3 protein-coding genes are annotated in these 4,311 nt (G+C 44.5%); 2 read left to right on the forward strand and 1 reads right to left on the reverse strand.

Going from position 1 to position 4,311, the window contains the following annotated elements; all coding sequences use genetic code 11:
- Positions 1 to 81: 81 nt before the first annotated feature.
- Complete coding sequence (locus RDS42_RS12820) at positions 82 to 1,374, forward strand: L-serine ammonia-lyase, iron-sulfur-dependent, subunit alpha (RefSeq protein ID WP_308784003.1); 1,293 nt, start codon at positions 82 to 84, stop codon at positions 1,372 to 1,374.
- 29 nt (positions 1,375 to 1,403) lie between these two features.
- A complete protein-coding gene (locus RDS42_RS12825) occupies positions 1,404 to 2,624 on the forward strand; it encodes a dicarboxylate/amino acid:cation symporter (protein WP_308784004.1) in 1,221 nt (406 codons plus the stop codon).
- Between the two features lie 205 nt (positions 2,625 to 2,829).
- Here the strand turns inward: RDS42_RS12825 and hydA are convergent, their stop codons facing one another.
- Entirely contained in the window at positions 2,830 to 4,203 is a 1,374-nt protein-coding gene (gene hydA / locus RDS42_RS12830) for a dihydropyrimidinase (protein ID WP_308784005.1), read from the reverse strand.
- Between the last annotated feature and the right edge of the window lie 108 nt (positions 4,204 to 4,311).

Consider the following 4,311-nt stretch of genomic DNA (forward strand, 5'->3'; position numbering starts at 1 on the left):
CCGATCTATAGATTAACTCCATAATGCTTAGTGCGGTATGCAGTCAGCTGTCTGAACATGCCTCACAGAAAGGAGGAACATATGGATTCTGCATTATATGCAAATTATCTGGCTATTCTGAAACACGAACTTGTTCCCGCTCTGGGATGTACGGAACCTATTGCCATTGCCTATGCAGCAGCAAAAGCCCGACAGATTCTTGGAGAATTTCCGGATACGATTGAAATGCAGTTAAGCGGAAACATTATCAAAAACGTAAAAGGCGTCACAGTCCCTAATTCAGGAGGTCTGAAGGGAATCGATGTGGCAGCTGTTCTGGGCGTTGTAGGCGGCAATGCTGACAAAGCGCTGGAAGTTCTGGAAGAAATACGTCCGGAGCACATCGAAAAAACAAAAGATCTGATAGAAAAAAAGATCTGTTCCTGTACTCTGGCAGAAGGAGTATCAAACCTTTATATTGTTGCCAGGGTAATCAAAGGAGAACATTTTGCCGAGGTTACCATTGTAGATCAGCATACCAATATTATACGGATCGTAAAAGATGATCAGGTGATTCTCTCCAGGGAAACAGAAGAAAAAAAGATTGATTCTGCCATTGACAAATCCAAGCTTACTGTAAAAGATATCCTGGATTTTGCCGATCAGGTAGTCGTTGAAGACGTAAAGGAAATCCTGGAACGTCAGATCCGCATGAATACTGCCATTTCTCAGGAAGGTCTGGACAACAACTATGGTGCTCAGATTGGAAAAACACTTATGCATGTCTGGGGAAAAGGGATCACTACCAGAGCATGTGCCAGAGCAGCTGCAGGAAGCGATGCCCGCATGGGCGGCTGTTCCATGCCTGTTGTGATCAACTCCGGCAGCGGAAATCAGGGAATGACTGTTTCTCTTCCTGTTATCGCCTATGCGGAAGAATGGGAAGTTTCCAGAGAGAAGCTTTATCGGTCTCTTGTGGTCAGCAATCTGATAGCCATCCATCAAAAATATTATATTGGAAGTCTTTCCGCATACTGCGGTGCTGTCAGTGCAGCCTGCGGAGCCGGGGCCGGCATCACTTATATGTATGGAGGAAACTATCAGCAGGTATCCCTGACCATCATCAACACACTCGGCAATATCGGAGGCATCGTATGTGACGGCGCCAAACCATCCTGTGCAGCAAAGATCGCATCCTCCGTAGATGCGGCTCTTATGGCATTCCATCTGAGCATTCAGAATAAAAGCTTTCTTCCCGGTGAAGGCATTATCCGCGGCGATGTGGAAGAAACCATCAAAAGTATGGGATATATCGGCCGTGTGGGAATGCGCTCCACAGATACCGAAATATTAAATATTATGATCGACCGTGTAAATGTAGATCAGGAATGCTGAAAATATTTTTGAAGGGGGATTCTCATTTTATGAAAAAAAACAGTTTTTTTAAAAGTCTTCCATTTAAACTTCTTGTAGGAGTTATCCTTGGAATTGTGATCGGACTTATTCTTAATTCTACAGACGGCTCAGACCTTACCCTGGGTATCTTGAACGTAGTGGTAACACTGAAATATATTCTTGGACAGGTGATTAATTTCTGTGTGCCGCTGATCATCATTGGTTTTATTGCACCGTCCATTACCAAACTGGGAAACAACGCTTCCCGTATGCTGGGCGTTGCCATTGTGATCGCATATGCATCCTCTATTGGTGCCGCACTTTTTTCTACTGCAGCAGGTTATACATTGATTCCTCACCTTTCCATTATTACAGATGTCGAAGGGCTGAAAGAACTGCCTCCTGTTGTGTTTGAGCTTGCGATCCCGCAGATCATGTCTGTTATGAGCGCCCTTGTCTTTTCTGTTATGATAGGTCTTGCCGCTACCTGGAACAAATCTAGATTGATCACCGGAATTCTGGATGAATTTCAGGCTATCGTGCTTTCCATCGTATCCAAAGTGATCATTCCGATCCTTCCTTTCTTTATTGCTCTTACCTTCTGTGGTCTGGCTTATGAAGGATCCATAACCAAACAGTTCCCGGTATTCCTTCAGGTTATCGCAATTGTTCTGATCGGTCATTTTATCTGGATGGCACTTTTATATGTACTGGCAGGCATCTATTCCAAAGAAAATCCCTGGGACGTTGTACGTTATTATGGTCCCGCTTACCTTACTGCAGTAGGAACCATGTCCTCTGCCGCAACACTTGCCGTTGCCCTTCAGTGTGCAGACAAAGCAAAACCGCTTCGTAAAGATATGGTACAGTTTGGTATTCCTCTTTTTGCAAACATCCATCTTTGCGGTTCTGTTCTTACGGAAGTATTCTTCTGCATGACAGTCTCCAAAATCCTGTACGGCACGATTCCTTCAGCCGGAACTATGATTCTTTTCTGCCTCCTTCTCGGAGTATTTGCCATCGGAGCTCCCGGTGTTCCCGGAGGTACCGTTATGGCATCTCTCGGAATCATTACAGGTATTCTTGGATTTAATGAAACCGGCACGGCTCTGATGCTTACAATTTTTGCTCTTCAGGACAGCTTCGGCACAGCATGTAACGTAACAGGAGACGGAGCCCTGACACTGATCCTTACCGGATATGCAAAGAAACATAATGTCAAAGAGCAGAATATTAATGTAAATCTTTAAATTTCTGCTTGTGGGGGGTGGGGCGGCGGAATGGCCAGCCTGCAAATGGTAGCCATATTCAATCCGGAAGGAGTTCTGTTTTGGTGTTGTCTACTTCCAGATGCAAAGAGAAAAAGCAGCTCATAGTACATAATCTGCTTTTTTCTCTCTGCATCGTCTGTGGGGAACAAAAAACAAAATCCGCCCCTTCCTCACAAACAGAGAGTTACAGCATATTTTTTTCTCTTCGGATAAATGTTCCCAGTTTTTCTTCTTTCAGTTTCCCCCCAGCCACTGCATGATGACCTCTTAAGAATACGTCATCGATCTTGCAGCCAAGCTTAAAGCCTTCAAACGGGTTGTTATCTGTATTATATGCATGGGTTTTGGCAGAGATCACATCTTCCCTGGAAGGGTCCAGGATAACAATATCTGCATCGCTCCCGGGCTGGATCACACCTTTTCTTGGATAAACACCGTAAAGCTTTGCCGGATTTTCACTTAACAGCTTACACATCTGAGCTTCTGTGATCTTTCCTTCCCTGACCCCGTAAGTATAAAGAAGTGTTCCTCGTGTCTGCACTCCTGGAAGTCCTCCCGGAATCTTCGTAAAATCCTCTCTGCCTAATGCTTTTTGCTCTAAGCTGAAACTGCACTGGTCTGTAGCAACAGTCTGGATTTCTTCTTTTCCAAGAGCTTCCCACAAACAGTCCTGATCTTCTTTTTTACGGATAGGAGGCGCACATACATAAACAGCCCCCTCAAAATCCGGTTTGGAATAAACGCTGTCCTCCAGAAGAAGATACTGAGGACAGGTTTCCGCATATACGGTCTGACCTTTTTTCCTTGCAGCCATCACTTCCTCATAGGCTTTTTTGTTTGTAAGATGAACGATCATAACCGGGGCATCTGCTTCTTTTGCAATTGCCAGAAGTCTGTGGACAGCCTCTGCCTCCATAGTATCCGGCCGAACCAGCGGATGATTTTCCGGTCCCAGACGTCCTTCCTTCTTTGCTTCTGCTATCAATGCATCGATCACACCTGCATTTTCACAATGTACACCTGCAAAGCAGCCGCACTGTCCCAGTTTTTTCAGAATCTTATAAAGATCACAGTCATCGACAATCATAGCCGGATATGTCATATAAAGCTTAAAACTTGTAATACCCTCATCGATCATATCCTGAATCTCTGCTTCTGTTTCTGGATTCCATTCGACTACGGACATATGGAAAGAATAATCACAGGAACACTTTCCGTCTGCTTTGTCATGCCACTTTTTCAGCCCTTCCCTTAGGGTGTGGCCGCCTTTATCCTGTGATGCATAATCGATCACAAAAGTAGTCCCTCCAAGAAGAGCCGCTTTTGTTCCGGTTTCAAAATCATCTGCTGTAACTGTTCCCGCCACTTCCAGGTCAAAATGTGTGTGTCCGTCAATAAACCCCGGAAAAAGAAGCTTGCCGGCTGCATCCAGGATTTCCGCGCCCTCAGCATCCAGGTTCCTGCCTACGTCAACGATTTTTTCACCATCGATCAAAACATCTGCCTGTCTGCTGCCTTCTCCAGAAACAACTGTACCATTTTTCAGCAAATATTTCATAAGATCAACCCCCAATTTCTGTTTTTTTCAATATACCATTCTTTTCTCTTTCCTTCAACCTTTTCCCCTGTACAGATTCAAAATTATTCAGGCTTACATAAATTTTTT

It is taken from the genome of uncultured Blautia sp., assembly GCF_902497045.1.
Lineage (GTDB): Bacteria > Bacillota > Clostridia > Lachnospirales > Lachnospiraceae > Blautia_A.